This window comes from Pseudomonas sp. R84 (assembly GCF_009834515.1).
GTDB lineage: Bacteria > Pseudomonadota > Gammaproteobacteria > Pseudomonadales > Pseudomonadaceae > Aquipseudomonas.
Window position 1 is genome coordinate 211720 of the sequence record NZ_CP019426.1, and the last position, 16582, is coordinate 228301.

At 59.5% G+C, this 16582-nt stretch carries 14 protein-coding genes and 1 tRNA gene; 11 read left to right on the forward strand and 4 right to left on the reverse strand.

Annotation, left to right across the window (positions count from 1 at the left end; genetic code table 11):
* Positions 1 to 73: 73 nt before the first annotated feature.
* Positions 74 to 1597, reverse strand: coding sequence for an FAD-dependent oxidoreductase (locus PspR84_RS00915; RefSeq protein WP_160054648.1), 1524 nt, complete (start codon positions 1595 to 1597; stop codon positions 74 to 76).
* A gap of 139 nt (positions 1598 to 1736) precedes the next feature.
* Between PspR84_RS00915 and PspR84_RS00920 the strand changes: the two genes are divergently transcribed.
* The 5 genes from PspR84_RS00920 to PspR84_RS00940 all read left to right on the forward strand — a co-directional run bounded on the left by PspR84_RS00920 (position 1737) and on the right by PspR84_RS00940 (position 5560).
* Complete coding sequence (locus tag PspR84_RS00920) at positions 1737 to 2297, forward strand: YbhB/YbcL family Raf kinase inhibitor-like protein (protein WP_160054650.1); 561 nt, start codon at positions 1737 to 1739, stop codon at positions 2295 to 2297.
* A gap of 85 nt (positions 2298 to 2382) precedes the next feature.
* Entirely contained in the window at positions 2383 to 4062 is a 1680-nt protein-coding gene (locus PspR84_RS00925; protein WP_160054652.1) for a VWA domain-containing protein, read from the forward strand.
* Complete coding sequence (locus tag PspR84_RS00930; protein WP_160054654.1) at positions 4063 to 4674, forward strand: RNA polymerase sigma factor; 612 nt, start codon at positions 4063 to 4065, stop codon at positions 4672 to 4674.
* Positions 4671 to 5267 carry a hypothetical protein gene (locus PspR84_RS00935; RefSeq protein WP_160054656.1) on the forward strand — a complete coding sequence of 199 codons (597 nt, stop codon included), beginning with the start codon at positions 4671 to 4673 and terminating at the stop codon, positions 5265 to 5267. The genes PspR84_RS00930 and PspR84_RS00935 overlap by 4 nt, the downstream gene beginning before the upstream one ends.
* Positions 5268 to 5287: 20 nt before the next feature.
* Positions 5288 to 5560, forward strand: coding sequence for a hypothetical protein (locus PspR84_RS00940; protein ID WP_174244489.1), 273 nt, complete (start codon positions 5288 to 5290; stop codon positions 5558 to 5560).
* Positions 5561 to 5637: 77 nt separating this feature from the next.
* Here PspR84_RS00940 and PspR84_RS00945 read toward each other — a convergent pair.
* A tRNA-Arg gene (locus PspR84_RS00945) sits at positions 5638 to 5714 on the reverse strand.
* 442 nt (positions 5715 to 6156) lie between these two features.
* On the opposite strand from PspR84_RS00945, the gene gabD reads away from it, so the two are divergent.
* The 3 genes from gabD (at position 6157) to PspR84_RS00960 (ending at position 10410) form a co-directional block, all read left to right on the forward strand.
* Entirely contained in the window at positions 6157 to 7599 is a 1443-nt protein-coding gene (gabD, locus tag PspR84_RS00950; RefSeq protein WP_160054658.1) for an NADP-dependent succinate-semialdehyde dehydrogenase, read from the forward strand.
* 185 nt (positions 7600 to 7784) lie between these two features.
* Positions 7785 to 9062 carry a 4-aminobutyrate--2-oxoglutarate transaminase gene (gene gabT, locus PspR84_RS00955; RefSeq protein WP_007917687.1) on the forward strand — a complete coding sequence of 426 codons (1278 nt, stop codon included), beginning with the start codon at positions 7785 to 7787 and terminating at the stop codon, positions 9060 to 9062.
* Positions 9063 to 9198: 136 nt separating this feature from the next.
* Positions 9199 to 10410 (forward strand): response regulator, encoded by a 1212-nt coding sequence (locus tag PspR84_RS00960; RefSeq protein WP_160054660.1) that lies wholly within the window; start codon positions 9199 to 9201, stop codon positions 10408 to 10410.
* A gap of 136 nt (positions 10411 to 10546) precedes the next feature.
* Here the strand turns inward: PspR84_RS00960 and PspR84_RS00965 are convergent, their stop codons facing one another.
* Both PspR84_RS00965 and desA read right to left on the reverse strand, forming a co-directional pair.
* The gene (locus tag PspR84_RS00965; RefSeq protein ID WP_160054662.1) at positions 10547 to 11536 is read right to left on the reverse strand and encodes a sensor domain-containing diguanylate cyclase; all 990 of its coding nucleotides are present in this window, start codon (positions 11534 to 11536) and stop codon (positions 10547 to 10549) included.
* A 143-nt stretch (positions 11537 to 11679) separates the two neighbouring features.
* Positions 11680 to 12864, reverse strand: a complete 1185-nt coding sequence (desA, locus tag PspR84_RS00970) for a delta-9 fatty acid desaturase DesA (RefSeq protein ID WP_160054664.1) — start codon at positions 12862 to 12864, stop codon at positions 11680 to 11682.
* 155 nt (positions 12865 to 13019) lie between these two features.
* Here desA and dibA point away from each other — a divergent pair, with 155 nt between their 5' ends.
* From dibA to PspR84_RS00985, 3 genes are all read left to right on the forward strand, one after another.
* Positions 13020 to 14939, forward strand: a complete 1920-nt coding sequence (gene dibA, locus PspR84_RS00975) for a phosphodiesterase DibA (RefSeq protein ID WP_160054666.1) — start codon at positions 13020 to 13022, stop codon at positions 14937 to 14939.
* 238 nt (positions 14940 to 15177) lie between these two features.
* A complete protein-coding gene (gene oscA / locus PspR84_RS00980; RefSeq protein WP_007917682.1) occupies positions 15178 to 15360 on the forward strand; it encodes a sulfur starvation response protein OscA in 183 nt (60 codons plus the stop codon).
* A gap of 161 nt (positions 15361 to 15521) precedes the next feature.
* The gene (locus PspR84_RS00985) at positions 15522 to 16535 is read left to right on the forward strand and encodes a sulfate ABC transporter substrate-binding protein (RefSeq protein ID WP_007917681.1); all 1014 of its coding nucleotides are present in this window, start codon (positions 15522 to 15524) and stop codon (positions 16533 to 16535) included.
* The last annotated feature ends 47 nt before the right edge of the window (positions 16536 to 16582 follow it).

Sequence of the window (16582 nt, forward strand, 5' to 3'; positions counted from 1 at the left end):
GCTCTGCGTCCAGTGACGCGGAGCGTCACGGGCTGCATTCCCACGCAGGAGCGTAGGAACGATCAATCGGCCGCTAATCGCGGATCAGTTCCCAAGCCTCTTCCATCGGCAGCAGTTGCTTCATGCGCTCGGTGAGTAACGCCATCGCTCTTTCTTTCTCGCAAGCCACGGCGGCAACTACCATACCGTTTCTACCGAACAGACCAATAAATGGCGGATGTTCAGGCTCGCCGAGAAACTCCACCTCATCCCATTGCTCAGCGTGGCCGAGATAGTCGTAATTCTTGCCAAAATGCCAGGTCCAGAAGAACGGCACGTCGAGGTAATGTTCTTCGCCACCGAGCATGTTGGCGGCAGCGATGCGAGCGTGTTGCTGGGCCAGGCGCCAATGTTCGATGCGTTGCGGCTGGCCGTGCAGCGGGAATGTGGCGATGTCGCCGATGGCCCACAGGCCCTCGGTGACACGCATGCCATCATCGACGCGCAATGACTGATCTTTTTCCCTCGGTAATGACGCAAAAGACTCGGTAGCCGGGTGTACGCCGACCCCGGCCAGCACCAGATCCGCCGAAAGACGCAGACCGTTGTCCAGCAGCACCGCCTCGACCTTGCCATCGCCGATGATCTCGGTGGCTTCGTGCTCGGTGATGAATTTCACCCCATTGTGTTCGTGCAGCGTACGGATTGCTTTGCCCACGGCCTCGCCGAATTGCGCGGCGAAAGGAATCGCGTGGCGAGCCAACACCGTGACGTCGAGGCCGTACTGACGCAGGGCCGAAGCGCATTCGAGGGCGATGAAGCTGTCGCCGATGATCACTGCACGTTGTTCCGGTCTGGCAGTGTTCATGATCCGTTCTGCCTGAGCTTTTGAGCGCAGCACGAATACCTGCGGAAGATCGGCGCCGGGTAAATCCAGCGGATTGGGTTCGCCGCCAGTGGCGAGCACCGCCGCGTCGTAACGCAGCGACTGGCCGTCTTCGAGGTGAAGGGTTTTCGCCGAGGCATTGATTGAGCTGATTTCACCTCGTTGGCGTTCAATGCACTGCTCTTTATAGAAGTCATCTTCACGCAGCGGTGGTACTTCTTGCGGGGGCATGTCCCCGGCGAGAACAAATTTGCTCAGTACCGTACGGTCGTAACCGGCATCGGCCTCGCGGTCGATCATGACGATGCGGCCACCGAAACCCTTTTCCCGCAGCGCCGCTGCACATGCCGTACCTGCCGCTCCGGCACCGACGATTACAAAAGTCCGCGAATCATCCGCTGGAGGTGCATGCGGATCCGGCAACGGCTGATCATCGACCCAAACGTCATCGCCGCGCAGCTCCAGTGGATACCGCTTGAGGCTGTCGAGCGCTGGCGGCTCACATAGTGCGCCGTCTTCTGCGCGAAACGCAGCCTTGTGCCACGGGCAGATCAGGCGTCCCTGACACAACGCACCGTCAGCCAGCGGCGCCCCGGCATGTGGGCATTCGCCTTGAAATGCGCGTAATTGCCCAGCGGCGCGCAGCAGCACAATCTTGCAGTCGCCGATTTCAACTTGCAGGCCACGGTCTTCAGGGACATCGGCGATACGGGCGACGCGGTGCAGGGACATGAGCGACTTCCTCGCAGGCATTTCTCTTGTGAGTTTGCGTCGTAGTGCGAGGTTCAGCCATTTGCTACTGCCACGGCATGAACGGTACGGCTATAGTTTGCAGGCCGAACACGGCCCAACTGCACAAGGTGCTCCCGGAATGACCCGATTGACCTCTCTCAACCCTTGGCTTGCGGCCATTGCCGTCACCCTTTGCGTGCAGTTTCCGGCGCAGGCCCAGGAGCGTTTCACCCTGAATATCCCGGGTGTTTCCGATAACCGCCTGTTCACCTCGGCCGCGGCCAGCGATGCGGCCGGCTGCGGCGGCAAGAACCAGTCGCCGGCCCTGAGCTGGAACGCAGGTCCCGCCGGCACCCAGAGTTACGCAATCGTCATGCACGACCCGGACGGCCAGAAAGGCCTGGGTGTCGATCACTGGATTCACTACGGCATCAAGTCCACCACACGGCAGATTGCCGCTGGCGTCGGTGCCAAGTCCGCGTTAGAAGGTGTCGGTGGCACCAACAGCAAGGGCAATACCCATTACATAGGGCCGTGCCCGCCAGTCGGCGACAGTGCGCACCACTACATCATCCAGATCTACGCGCTGGATCTCGCTCCGGACGCCTTGCCGGCCGGTCTGACCCGGGCCGAACTGATGGAGAAAATCAAAGGTCATGTGCTGCGCAACAGCAGTGCAGTGCGGCGTTATCACCGCTGAAATTTTTTCGCGGCGTTTAACCCGAACTGAAAGGGCTGCCCGTCTCAGTGGATGAATGATCAATTTCATCCCGAGGTCAGCCCCCATGTCTCTTGCTCTTTTGCGTCCTGTTGCGATTGCTGTGCTACTGGCGCTCGCCGGTTGCGGTGCTTCGTCCACACCCGATTCCGCTGCTGTGCCAGCGCCGGCGCAGCCTGAGGTGCTGGTTCAGCAGGAAGCGGTCATGACCGGAGGGGCGATGGCCAAGCGCATGGCTTATCCTGCGCCCGTGGCCAGTTTCGCGGCGATGCCGGCTGCAGACAGTTACCCACAGGGCTACCGTGACGAGCCACGCGAGCAGTATCAAAAACTGGCCGACAACCCGATCCACAGCGTCGCCGAAACCCCGGTTTCAACCTTCAGCGCTGACGTTGACACCGGCGCTTATGCCAACATCCGCCGCTTGCTCAATCAGGGGCGTCTGCCGCCGGAAGGCGCGGTGCGGCTGGAGGAAATGGTCAATTACTTTCCCTACGATTACGCGCTGCCCAGCGATGGCTCGCCGTTTGGCGTGACCACTGAACTGGCCGCCTCGCCGTGGAACCCACACACCCGCCTGCTGCGCATCGGCATCAAGGCCTCCGACCGCGCCATGGCGGAACTGGCCCCGGCCAATCTAGTGTTTCTGGTGGATGTGTCCGGTTCGATGGATCGCCGTGAAGGCCTGCCGATGGTGAAAAGTACCCTGAAATTGTTGGTTGATCAGTTACGCGATCAGGATCGCGTTTCGTTGGTGGTGTATGCCGGCGAATTGAGAGTAGTGCTGGAGCCGACTTCCGGACGGGAAAAAGCGAAAATTCGTACGGCCATCGAGCAATTGACCGCGGGCGGCTCGACCGCTGGCGCCTCGGGTATCGAACTGGCCTACCAAATGGCCCAGCAAGCCTTCATCCCCAAAGGCATCAACCGCATCCTCTTGGCCACCGATGGCGACTTCAATGTCGGCGTCAGCGACTTCGACAGCCTCAAACAAATGGCTGTGGATAAACGCAAAAGCGGGATTTCGCTGACGACGCTGGGTTTTGGTGTGGATAACTACAATGAACATTTGATGGAGCAACTGGCCGACGCCGGCGACGGTAACTACGCCTACATCGACAATCTGCGCGAGGCGCGCAAAGTGTTGGTGGATCAGTTGAGTTCGACCCTCGCCGTGGTGGCAAAAAACGTCAAATTGCAGGTGGAGTTCAACCCGGCGCAGGTCAGCGAATATCGCCTGCTTGGCTATGAAAACCGCGCGTTGAAGCGTGAGGATTTCAGCAATGACAAAGTCGATGCCGGCGAAATCGGCGCAGGACACACGGTGACCGCGCTGTACGAAATTGTTCCGGCGGGCGAGAAGGGCTGGCTGGAGCCGCTGCGTTACGGCAAGTCGGAGCCGGTTGTTTCCGGGAAAAGCGGAGAATTGGCGATGCTGCGTGTGCGTTATCAACAGCCTGAAGGTGGGAAAAGTCTGCTGATCGAGCGGCCGATAGCCAATCAGACCGCGCCGGCTAGCGAGGATCTGCGTTTTGCTGCTGCCGTTGCCGCGTTTTCCCAGCAGCTCAAGGATGGCCGTTACACCGGCGACTTCAGCCTGAAAGACACGGAGACACTGGCCCGTGGCGCTCGTGGTGATGATCGCTTCGGTTTGCGCAATGAGTTCGTGCAACTGGTCGAACTGGCGCAGAGCTTGCGCAACTCAACCGCATCGAACGCGTTGGCCACTGAACAACGGATTGAATAAGTGAGTCGTCTGAAAGGCTTCATCAGTCAGCTGTTTGCCTCGGCAGACAGCTCAACCGCCAGCAGCGATGAATCGCTGCTGGCGCGTTATCGCGAGGGCGACGGCGCCGCGTTCGAGATCTTGTACGCGCGCCATCGCCAAGGCCTGTACCGGTTTCTGCTCGGCTTGAGCGGCAAACCGGAACTGGCCGACGAAGTATTTCAGGAAACCTGGCTGAGCCTGATTCGCAGCGCCAGTCAGCCACAAGGCCGGGCGACATTTCGTACGTGGCTGTTCCAGATCGCGCGCAATCGCCTGATCGATTACTGGCGCAAGCATGGCGCCCAGCAACCGCTGCACGACAGTTATGATGAACAAGCGCATGCCGTCAGCGATGAGGCGAACGATCCCGAACAACTGCTCAGCCTGAGCCGCGACAACCAGCGTCTGGAAAGCGCCCTGCAAACCCTGCCCGCCGACCAGCGCGAAGTGTTCCTGCTGCGTACCCACGGCGACCTCGACCTGGCACAAATCGCCAGCCTCACCGAAGCATCGCTGGAAACCGTCAAAAGCCGCTTGCGCTACGCCCAGCAAAAACTGCGTCGGCTGCTGGCCGAGGAGGTACTGACATGACTGACGCCCGCCAGACACCCGAAGATCCGCTGATCAAACATGTGCGCGAACAGCACAACGCCGAACCACCAGCGCACCTCGATGCGTTCATCCTCAACGCCGCGCAGCGTCAAACCCCTGCGCCGACACCAAGCCTGTGGAAACGCTGGCTCGACGTCTGCCGCAAACCGCGCTGGCAAGTCGCATTCGCCAGCCTCGTCGGCGTGGCATTGATGCTGTCGCTTGTCCAGCGTGCTCCTGAGCCGCTGCGTCAGTACGACTCCATTCCTGCCCCCGAGCTAGCAGTGCCCATGACCGACACGGACTCAGCGCAACTGCACCGATTGTCCGCCCCGGCCGGCGCCCTGCCAGCCCCTGTGCCGATGATGGAAATGGCCGCGCCGATGCAAGATCAAGCCATCAGCGCCGATGAAGCCAAATTCAGCAAGCGCGCCGCTGCCCCGGCCAACGGCCTCGACGCACAACTGCGCGAAGTCCTGCGCCTGCGTGAATCCGGCCAGTCACAAGCCGCCGACAGCCTGTTCAACAACCTGCACAAACGCTACCCGAACGCCGATCTCGACGCCCGACTCGAACAGTTGCAGAAAAAATGACCGCCAGATCCCCCAGCCATTTGGCATTGCCCCGCAAAAACGCGCACTATCGGGACATTGCCAATGCGCTGGAGGACAACGTGGCAGCAAAAATTGACCGCATCGCCCAACTGCTCAACTGCCCGGAGAAGGGCGAGGAGATGCGGCGCGCGATTACCGAGACGCGTAAGGAGTTTCTGCTTAACCAGTCGGAAGAGGATGTCGTTGATGAAGGCGACGTCTTTGAGGAGGTTGAGGAGGAAGAAGACGACGATGATGATGATTACGACGAGTTTGACTGGACGACGGAGTAACGTCGTTCCGGTCCCTTTGCGTCACCCACAAAAAAGCCCCGGACCATCACAGTCCGGGGCTTTCTCGTTTAAATCAATGGTGCACCAGGCGGGATTCGAACCCACGACCCCTGCCTTCGGAGGGCAGTACTCTATCCAGCTGAGCTACTGGTGCAGCGGGCGACATCATACCTAGGTCGGCTCGGGGCGTCCATGCTGGGTTTCGGCACGGATTGTCAGTGCGCGTGTCGGCGCAAATCGCTGCATTCCATAAAGCTGTAACGTCCTGCAAAACCCTCGCTTGGCGCTTTCTCGGGACTGTTCTATGGTTTTGTGGCGGCTGAGGCTTTTGGCGCGTTGATCTGAAAAATTCCACAAACACGCCGTTTTTGTTCTTTTTTTCGAACGACCTATTGTCCTTTAACCCCTTTGATCCTACGATCCGTTTGAGATTTCAAACGCTCGTTGACCGGGCGTTGAAGCGCCAGTGTTTCGAATCGTGCACGGTTGAAGCGCCACACCCGGTCACTGATTTCCCTGACGGCAGCCTCGCGAGGCGCCTTTCTACAATCATAATTTGCTCCGCGCAGGCCGCGGTGCTGTTAAGGAAAGCCGACATGCAGCTTAAAGACACCCTGTTGTTCCGCCAGCAAGCCTTCATTGATGGCGCTTGGGTCGATGCGGACAACGGTCAGACGATAAAGGTCAACAACCCGGCCACCGGTGAAATCCTCGGTACCGTGCCAAAAATGGGCGCCGCCGAAACCCGCCGTGCCATTGAAGCCGCTGATAAAGCGCTGCCGGCCTGGCGTGCACTGACCGCCAAAGAGCGTGCCGGCAAGCTGCGTCGCTGGTTCGAACTGATGATCGAGCACCAGGACGACCTCGCGCGCCTGATGACCCTCGAGCAGGGCAAGCCGCTGGCCGAAGCCAAGGGCGAAATCGTTTACGCCGCTTCGTTCATCGAGTGGTTCGCCGAGGAGGCCAAGCGCATCTACGGTGATGTGATTCCGGGCCACCAGCCAGACAAGCGCTTGATCGTGATCAAGCAGCCAATCGGCGTGACCGCTGCGATCACCCCGTGGAACTTCCCGGCCGCGATGATCACCCGTAAAGCCGGCCCGGCACTGGCCGCCGGTTGCACCATGGTGCTCAAGCCTGCTTCGCAAACTCCGTTTTCCGCTTTCGCCCTGGCCGAACTGGCTCAGCGCGCGGGCATTCCTGCGGGCGTGTTCAGTGTCGTTTCCGGCAGCGCCGGCGACATCGGCAGCGAGCTGACCAGCAACCCGATCGTGCGCAAACTGTCCTTCACCGGTTCGACCGAAATCGGTCGTCAGCTGATGTCGGAATGCGCCAAGGACATCAAGAAAGTCTCGCTGGAACTGGGCGGCAACGCGCCGTTCATCGTGTTCGACGACGCGGACCTGGATAAGGCCGTCGAAGGCGCGATCATTTCCAAATACCGCAACAACGGCCAGACCTGCGTCTGCGCCAACCGTCTGTACATTCAGGATTCGGTCTACGACGCGTTCGCCGAGAAGCTGAAAGTGGCCGTGGCCAAACTGAAGATCGGCAACGGTCTGGAAGACGGCACCACCACTGGCCCGCTGATCGACGAAAAAGCCGTGGCCAAAGTGCAAGAACACATCGCTGACGCTGTAGCCAAAGGCGCCACCGTGCTGGCTGGTGGCAAGGCGATGGAAGGCAACTTCTTCGAGCCGACCATCCTCACCAACGTGCCGAAAAATGCCGCCGTGGCCAAGGAAGAAACCTTCGGTCCACTGGCGCCGCTGTTCCGCTTCAAAGACGAGGCCGAAGTGATCGCGATGTCCAACGACACCGAGTTCGGTCTGGCTTCGTACTTCTACGCTCGTGACCTCGGTCGTGTGTTCCGTGTCGCTGAAGCGCTGGAATACGGCATGGTCGGCGTCAACACCGGGCTGATCTCCAACGAAGTCGCGCCGTTCGGCGGCATCAAGGCCTCGGGCTTGGGCCGTGAAGGCTCCAAGTACGGCATCGAAGATTACCTGGAAATCAAATACCTCTGCCTGGGCATCTAAGCTCGGACAAGGATCGCTGCAAACGCAAAGGGCACGAGAGCGCTGTCCCTTTGCGTGGTTTCAAACCGGAATTTTCTCTGCGGCCAGAAACGCCGTGGCAGTCGATCATCGCATGCTGCCACCGTCGATTTCTCCCGCTTAATCCTTGAACCACGCCGCCCGATGAGCGGCGAATGAGGACTGTAATGAGCAAGACTAACGCTGAACTGATGGCCCGTCGTACCGCAGCTGTTCCACGTGGTGTTGGCCAGATTCACCCGATCTTCGCTGAATCGGCAAAGAACGCTACCGTGACTGACGTTGAAGGTCGTGAGTTCATCGACTTCGCCGGCGGCATCGCTGTACTGAACACCGGCCACGTGCACCCGAAAATCATCGCCGCCGTGACCGAACAGCTGAACAAGCTGACCCACACCTGCTTCCAGGTACTGGCTTACGAGCCGTACGTTGAGCTGTGCGAAAAGATCAACGCGAAGGTCCCAGGTGATTTCGCCAAGAAAACCCTGCTGGTCACCACCGGTTCCGAGGCCGTGGAAAACGCCGTGAAAATCGCCCGTGCCGCCACTGGCCGTGCTGGCGTGATCGCCTTCACCGGCGCCTACCACGGTCGCACCATGATGACTTTGGGTCTGACCGGTAAAGTCGTGCCTTACTCGGCTGGCATGGGCCTGATGCCAGGCGGCATCTTCCGCGCGCTGTACCCGAACGAACTGCACGGCGTGAGCATCGACGATTCGATCGCTTCCATCGAACGCATCTTCAAGAACGACGCCGAGCCAAAAGACATCGCCGCAATCATCATCGAGCCTGTGCAGGGTGAAGGTGGTTTCTACGTTGCGCCGAAAGAGTTCATGAAGCGCCTGCGCGCGCTGTGCGACCAGCACGGCATCCTGCTGATCGCTGACGAAGTACAAACCGGCGCTGGCCGTACCGGTACGTTCTTCGCCATGGAACAGATGGGCGTTGCTGCTGATCTGACCACCTTCGCCAAATCCATCGCTGGCGGCTTCCCGCTCGCCGGTGTTTGCGGCAAGGCCGAATACATGGACGCCATTGCGCCAGGCGGCCTGGGCGGCACCTACGCCGGTAGCCCGATCGCTTGCGCCGCTGCTCTGGCAGTGATGGAAGTGTTCGAAGAAGAGCAACTGCTGGACCGCTGCAAGGCTGTCGGCGAACGTCTGGTCACTGGCCTGAAAGCTATCCAGGCCAAGTATCCGGTGATTGGCGAAGTCCGAGCCCTGGGCGCGATGATCGCGGTCGAGCTCTTCGAAAACGGTGACAGCCACAAGCCAAACGCTGCAGCAGTAGCGTCGGTTGTGGCCAAGGCGCGCGACAAGGGCCTGATCCTGCTGTCCTGCGGCACCTACGGCAACGTTCTGCGCGTCCTCGTACCGCTGACCTCGCCGGACGAGCAACTGGATAAAGGCCTGGCGATCATCGAAGAGTGCTTCTCCGAGCTCTGATCACCCCGTGTGACCTGATCGACAAAAACCCGCTTCGGCGGGTTTTTTTACGCCCCTTGAAACACATCGAGCGCTTTAGCGCTGTATCGAATGGCCAGCATTGGCTAAGGTTCAGGCATTGCAAGGGAGAGCGCGCATGACTGCCGTTGATTTACCCGCCGTACCGCGAGTGCTGATTGCCGAGGCTGATCCGTGGTCTCGCGACTTGCTCAAACAAGTGTTGCTGAACGTGCGTTGCGATGCACGGCTGGATCTGTGTGCCGATGGCCAGCAAGCCATGTCGATGCTCAGCGAAATTCCGTATGACCTCGCCATCGTCGATTGGGAACTGCCCGGCGTCGATGGTTTGAATGTGCTGCGCAGCGTGCGTCAGCGCAAGCGCAATCCACCGCTGCCGTTCATTCTGATGAGCAACCGCAACGACAGCGCCAGTGTGCGCGAAGCGATTCCGTTGGCGCCGACGGCGTATCTGACCAAACCACTGAACATGGAAAACCTGACTGAGCGTTTACAAGGCTTGTTGCTGAATGCCGGTGAAGAGGTGTTCTGTGAGGTGCCGGCATTGGCGCCGGGCATGACCTTGGCAGTATTTCTTGAGCGCCGCCGCGAGCAAGCCGACGGCGCACCGTTGATGACCGATGTGCAGGTGGCGGTGAAGCGCAGCCTCAATCCCAATGGCCTCGATCTGAAGTTGCTGGAAGATGAGATCAAAACCGATCCACAGATCACGGCGGTGTTGATCGCTGCGGCCAACAGCGCGGCGCAGCACCACGGCGCGCCGGTGCAAACACTGGCGCAAGCCCTGCATCGCTTGGGCACCGGACAGAGCATGAACCTGATTCTGGGGCTGGCACTCAAGCGCAGCGCCAGGCTCAGTGATCCGTGTCTGGCGGATTACGCCGAGCGTTATTGGGGATTGTCGCTACACACTGCGGAATATGCGCGCACGTTGGCGCGGCTTCTCGATCTCGATCAGGAGCGCTGTTACTGCGCGGGCATGCTGCATCGCTTGGGTGATCTGGCGTTGCTGCGTTGTCTGCAGGAATGGCAGCAGGCCGGTGGAGAGCTGGATGAGTGGGAGGAGGTGGGCGACGCGCTGGCGGAATTTGGCGCCGCTTACGGTTCGGCTCTGCGTACTCGCTGGCGCCTGCCGCTGGAGTTGCGGGAGCTGATTGCCTCGGTCTACCAGCTCGGCGGCGGGGTGTATTCGCGTGAGGCGCTGGTGATGAACATGGCGGCGCAGATGGCCCGCTTGACCGAGCATGAGGGCGTGGAGGAGTTGGCGAAGAGCCGCACGGCGCGGTTGCTCAAGATCGGGCTGCCGGAGTTGATGCGGATGCGCAAATAACCTGACTTACACAATTCCAATGTAGGAGTGAGCCTGCTCGCGATAGCGGTGTGTCAGTCAATTCTGTGTGTCCGACACACCGCTATCGCGAGCAGGCTCACTCCTACAATGGATCTCTGTGTAGCTGAGATACGGGTCAGGCAGAAATGATGCGGTTCTTGCCCTGTCGCTTGGCCTCATACATGGCCGCATCCGCACGGGCGAACAGGCTGTCGAGGCTTTCGTCTTCCCCGGTAAGGCTGGTCAGCCCCTGGCTGACTGTGATGCCGTACGTCTGGCCGTCATGGCTGAAGCTCAACCGCTGAATTTCCTGCTGCAGTCGCTCGGCCACTTGCATGGCCATGTCCGGTGCGCACCCTGGAAACACCGCCGCAAACTCTTCCCCGCCAATCCGCCCGAACAGATCACCGCGACGTAACGAGCCACGCCCGCACTCGGCAATCCGCTGCAACACGTTGTCGCCTTCGGGATGGCCGTAACTGTCGTTGATCACTTTGAAGTCATCGATATCGAGCAGCAAAAACGCCATGGGCGAACCCTGCGCACGCGCCTCTTCGAACTCGCGGTTGGCGCACTCGAAGAAGTGACGGCGGTTGCTGCTTTGCGTCAGCACGTCGGTGGTCGCCAAGCGATGCAGCTCGGTTTCCATCTGCTTCTTGTCAGTGATGTCCTCGGCGATGCCGACGATGATCACCGGTTGCCCCGGCTCGTCCTGACGGTTGATGAAGCACTTATCGCTGAGCCAGCGCACCTGGCCGTCGGCGGCGATGATGCGGTATTCGCGATCTTCTACCGCACCTTTGTGCAGGACTTCGGTGAGGCTGCGTTCGGCGTATTCCAGATCGTCGGGGTAGATGCTGTCGCGCCATTGGTTGTAGTCGGCGAGCAGCAGGCCGGCGGAGCGACCGAAAATCCGTTCGTAGGCGGGGCTGACGTACAGCACCTGACGGGTTTCCCAGTTGAAAGCCCAGAGCACGGCGTTGACGCTGACCAGCAAAGAGCTGAACAGCTGCTCGCGTTCGCTTAGCCGAGCGACCTCGCCTTGGGCATGCATCAACGCCATCAGGGTTTGCGCGGCCTCGGGCCACTGCGGTAAGGATGAGTCTTTTTGGTTGTTATTGACCATCGGCACAGATCTCAAAGGACGTGCCGCAATTCGACAACGGCCACAGTACAGCCCGCCGGGATGGCGAAGTGTCTTTGAGATAGGCGATTTTTAGCGAAGTTCCGAAGGGTGCACCCGGGAGCCGGGTGCACCGATCAACGGTCTCAGACTGCTGCAGGACGCAGCGAGTAGGTTTTCAACTGGTCAGCGAACTCGCGCAGGGACTGGATGCCACTGGCTTCCGCCTCGAGAATCCACTCTTTGATGGCCGCGAGCATGTCGTGGCCATTTGCGCTGGTCTTGACCCAGATCTGCTGCAGGGCCAGGCGTTTTTCGTAAATTACCTTCAACGCCTGACTGTGCTCGAGCATGGTCTGGATGCGCACGTGGTGACGATCTTCCAGCAGGCTGGTTTCCCGCGACAGCAGACGCTTGGCGCGGTGGAACTGGTGGCGCACCGAATGATCGACCTTGGCCAGTTCTTGCTTGACCAGCGGACCGATCACCAATTTGCGGTACTGGGCCATGATCTGGAAACGGTTGTTGAGGATGGCCATGGCGGTGTCCATGTCCAGATTGCCCTTGCCTTCAACACGGTGAGCGATCGGCGCTACACGCTGAACCTTGGCCAGACGCAGGAAGCTGAAGACTTTGATCCACGCCCAGCCGAGGTCGAACTCCCACTTCTTCACCGACAGCTTGGCCGAGTTAGGGTAGGTGTGATGGTTGTTATGCAGTTCTTCGCCGCCGATCAGGATGCCCCACGGCACCAGATTGGTCGCCGCGTCGCGGCATTCGAAGTTGCGGTAACCGACAGCATGGCCCAGACCGTTGATGACGCCGGCAGCCCACACCGGGATCCACATCATCTGGATCGCCCAGATGGTGATGCCGATGGTGCCGAACAGCAGCAGGTCGATAACGCCCATGATTGCCACGCCCAGCAGCGGGTAGCGGCTGTAGACGTTGCGTTCGATCCAGTCTTCGGGGCAGTTCTTGCCGTAGATGCGCAGGGTTTCCGGGTTCTGCGCTTCGGCGCGGTACAGCTCGGCACCGGTGCGCAGCACCGTCGACAAACCCTTGATGACCGGGCTGTGCGGGTCGTCTTCGGTTTCGCACTTGGCGTGGTGTTTACGATGGATGGCGGTCCACTCGCGGGTGTTCTGCGCCGTGGTCAGCCACAGCCAGAAACGGAAAAAGTGCTTCAGGCCAGCATTCAGCTCCAGCGAGCGATGGGCCGAGTAACGGTGCAGATAGACCGTGACGCCGACAATTGTCACGTGGGTCATCAGCAAGGTGACTGCGACCAGAGACCAGGCCGACAAGCCAAGAAAACCTTCGTACCACATAGGCTATAGGGCCCTCGATAAAGATAAAAACAGCCGTTGCATTATCTGCATTATCACCAAGCACACAGATAAAACCAGTCACCCTTTCAGATAAGAGTCGCTGAATGTTTCTTGACCTATAATTCCAACCTTTTTGTAGGGACATGGACAGCCGAATGCCTGCCACTTACCGCGATGCATTGCGTGCAGCGCTGCTCTATCTCGTGCTTGCCGCTGTCTGGCTGCAAGGTACTGATCATTTATTAAACAATTTCTTCGATAACTCCGTCGATCTTGCCCGATGGCAACTGATCAACGGTTACGTCTTTGCGGCGCTCAGCGCCGGGCTGATTTTCCTGGCGCGGGCGCGATTGTGTGAGTTTCTCGGGATTGGCGCGCGTTTGCGCGAGCGCCACGCTGATCGCGAACGCCTGCGTCAGGCCGCGGCGGTCTTCGATTGCACCCGCGAAGGGGTGTTGGTGACCAACCATCAAGGGCTGATCGTGCACGTCAATCGCGCGTTCATCGAGATTACCGGTTATCAGCGTGAAGAAGTCATTGGGCAACAGCCGAGTCTGTTCAAATCCGGCCACCATCCGCCAGGGTTCTATCAGGCGATGTTCGCTACTCTTGAGTCGCAGGGCGAATGGAGCGGCGAGATCTGGAACCGGCGCAAAAGCGGCGAGATTTATCCACAGTGGCAGACCATCCGGGTCATTCACGATGATCAGGGCCGGCTCAGCCATTACGTCGCGGTGTTTTCCGACATCAGCGCGATCAAGGATTCCGAGCATGAACTCAAACACCTCGCACACCACGATCCGCTGACCGATCTGCCCAATCGTCTGCTGTTCAGCGATCGCGCCGAGCAGGCGCTGGCCTCGGCGCAAAACCACAAGCGCGGCTGTGCATTGCTGATGCTCGATCTCGATCACTTCAAGATGATCAACGACAGCCTCGGCCATAACGTCGGCGATCGCTTGCTCAAGGCCGTGGCGGCGCGTTTGCAAGCGCTGTTCGGCCCCGGGATTACCCTGGCGCGGCTCGGCGGCGATGAGTTCGCGGTACTGGCGGAAAGTTGTCCACAGCCGGTGCAGGCGGCGGCGCTGGCGCAACGCATTCTCGATGCGCTGAAGGAGCCGTTCTGTATTGATGGCAATCAGTTGTTCATCAACGCCAGCCTCGGCATCAGTCTGTTCCCCAGCGATGCGCTAAGCGCCGAGCAACTGTTGCGCAATGCCGATGCGGCGTTGTTCAAGGCCAAAAGTAGCGGTCGCAACGGTTACGCCTTGTACACCGAAGAACTTACCGCCCACGCCCAGCAACGTGTGGAGATCGCATTCGAGCTGCGCCGCGCGCTGGAGCAGCAGGAACTGCGGGTTTACTACCAACCCGTGCATGACTTGAAAACCAGTCGCCTGATTGGCGTCGAAGCCTTGGTGCGCTGGCAGCATCCGGTGCGTGGTCTGGTGTCGCCGGCGGAGTTCATTCCGATCGCTGAACGCACCGGGTTGATCGCCGAAATCGACGCTTGGGTCATGCAGCAGGCGTGTCGGCAGATGTGTGAGTGGCAGCAGGCCGGGATCGTGCTGTCTTTTGTCGCGGTAAATGTGTCTTCGCGCCTGTTTGCCCGGCGTGAGTTGTATCAGCAGGTGGCGCAGGTGCTGCACGACACCGGGCTGGATCCGGCGTATCTGGAGCTGGAGGTGACTGAAAGCGCGGTGATGGATGATCCAGAGGTGGCTCTGGAGCAGATGCATCGTTTGCGCGAACTGGGTATTCGCCTGGCCATCGATGATTTCGGCACGGGCTATTCGTCGCTGTTACGGCTCAAGCGCTTGCCGGTGCAGAAATTGAAGATCGATCAGGGTTTCGTTGCCGGGTTGCCGTGGGATGAAGATGACGCGGCGATTGTCCGGGTGATTATCGCGTTGGCCCGGAGCATGGGCATGCAGGTGCATGCCGAGGGTATTGAACAGGTTGAGCAGGCGGCGTTTCTGTTGGGACAGGAATGTGACCTGGGGCAGGGGTACTGGTTTGGGCGGCCGAGTCCGGCAAAGGAGATTGATTGGGCGAGAACTCCGGTGATTGGTTAAAAGATCAAAAGATCGCAGCCTGCGGCAGCTCCTACACCGATCCCTGTAGGAGCTGCCGAAGGCTGCGATCTTTTGCTTCAACAGGCTGCAAGCCCTTGCCCCGCCACATAATGGTTTCTAGTTATATAAACATTCTTAAATAGTCTTTTTAAGAATATCCGCGCCTCTCTTATATTGCTCCTACGCCGAACGCAGTGCCGCCCACTGCCAGGCAAATCCCATTCAAAGGAGCAGCACCATGAGCGCATCCCTTCGCAGCGTTGACGGTCAGGACGAAAGCACCATCTTGCGTGAAATCCAGAGCGCCCTGCGCGATCTGCGTTTCGGCGCGGTGGAGATCACTGTGCACAACGCGCAAGTCGTGCAGATCGAACGCAAAGAGAAATTCCGTTTGCAGCAGCCGGGCAAACAACCGGGCTGAGTTGAAGATCAAAAGATCGCAGCCTGCGGCAGCTCCTACAGGGGGCTGTGTGTAGGAGCTGCCGAAGGTTCGGGCCGCGATCGGACGATCTTTAGCCGGCACATCCGATTCCAGATATTCATAAGAAAAAGCCACCACCAAGAATTCCAGGAGCTTTCACCATGTCGTCGATTCGCCGTTACGCTTTGGCCGCCCTGGCCAGTGCTGTGTTTGCCGGTTCCGCCGTTGCCAAGGATTACGAACTGCTCAACGTGTCGTATGACCCGACGCGCGAGCTGTATCAGGACTACAACGCTGAATTCATCAAGTTCTGGCAGAAAGACCACGCTGGCGACACCGTTAAAATCCAGCAATCCCACGGTGGTTCGGGCAAGCAGGGCCGTGCGGTGATCGACGGTCTGCGTGCCGACGTCGTGACCCTGGCATTGGCCGGTGACATCGACGAAATCGCCAAACTCGGCAAGACCCTGCCCGCCGACTGGCAGAAGCGTCTGCCGGAAGCGAGCACGCCGTACACCTCGACCATCGTCTTCCTGGTGCGCAAGGGCAACCCTAAAGGCATCAAGGACTGGGGCGATCTGGTCAAGAACGACGTCTCGGTGATCACCCCGAACCCGAAAACCTCCGGCGGCGCCCGCTGGAACTTCCTCGCCGCGTGGGCCTATGGCCTGAAAGCCAACGGCGGTGACGAAGCCAAAGCCAAAGAATATGTGCAGACCCTGTTCAAGCACGTGCCAGTGCTGGATACCGGTGCACGCGGTTCGACCATTACCTTCGTCAACAACGGTCAGGGTGATGTGTTACTGGCTTGGGAAAACGAAGCGTTCCTGGCACTGAAAGAAGATGGCGGCGCCGACAAGTTCGACATTGTCGTGCCTTCGCTGTCGATCCTCGCCGAGCCGCCAGTGGCGGTGGTCGACAAGAACGCCGAGAAGAAGGGCAACGAGCAGATCGCCGAAGCCTATCTGAAGCACTTGTACAGCCCGGCCGGTCAGGAGATCGCCGCGAAGAACTTCTACCGTCCGCGTGACAAGGACGTGGCCGCGAAGTACGCCCAGCAGTTCCCGAAACTGGACCTGGTGACCATCGACAAGGACTTCGGCGGCTGGAAAACCGCGCAACCTAAATTCTTCAACGACGGTGGCGTGTTCGACCAGATTTATCAGGCGCAGTAATCTGACTTCAGCCACACATCAAGCCTGAAGCCAGGCGCGGAAAATGT

Bases quoted from the DNA above. Each gene is read 5' to 3' on its own strand.
- PspR84_RS00915 (WP_160054648.1), bottom strand. From the start codon at position 1,597: ATGTCCCTGCACCGCGTCGCCCGTATCGCCGATGTCCCTGAAGACCGT.
- PspR84_RS00920 (WP_160054650.1), top strand. From the start codon at position 1,737: ATGACCCGATTGACCTCTCTCAACCCTTGGCTTGCGGCCATTGCCGTC.
- PspR84_RS00925 (WP_160054652.1), top strand. From the start codon at position 2,383: ATGTCTCTTGCTCTTTTGCGTCCTGTTGCGATTGCTGTGCTACTGGCG.
- PspR84_RS00935 (WP_160054656.1), top strand. From the start codon at position 4,671: ATGACTGACGCCCGCCAGACACCCGAAGATCCGCTGATCAAACATGTG.
- gabD (WP_160054658.1), top strand. From the start codon at position 6,157: ATGCAGCTTAAAGACACCCTGTTGTTCCGCCAGCAAGCCTTCATTGAT.
- gabT (WP_007917687.1), top strand. From the start codon at position 7,785: ATGAGCAAGACTAACGCTGAACTGATGGCCCGTCGTACCGCAGCTGTT.
- PspR84_RS00960 (WP_160054660.1), top strand. From the start codon at position 9,199: ATGACTGCCGTTGATTTACCCGCCGTACCGCGAGTGCTGATTGCCGAG.
- PspR84_RS00965 (WP_160054662.1), bottom strand. From the start codon at position 11,536: ATGGTCAATAACAACCAAAAAGACTCATCCTTACCGCAGTGGCCCGAG.
- desA (WP_160054664.1), bottom strand. From the start codon at position 12,864: ATGTGGTACGAAGGTTTTCTTGGCTTGTCGGCCTGGTCTCTGGTCGCA.
- dibA (WP_160054666.1), top strand. From the start codon at position 13,020: ATGCCTGCCACTTACCGCGATGCATTGCGTGCAGCGCTGCTCTATCTC.
- oscA (WP_007917682.1), top strand. From the start codon at position 15,178: ATGAGCGCATCCCTTCGCAGCGTTGACGGTCAGGACGAAAGCACCATC.
- PspR84_RS00985 (WP_007917681.1), top strand. From the start codon at position 15,522: ATGTCGTCGATTCGCCGTTACGCTTTGGCCGCCCTGGCCAGTGCTGTG.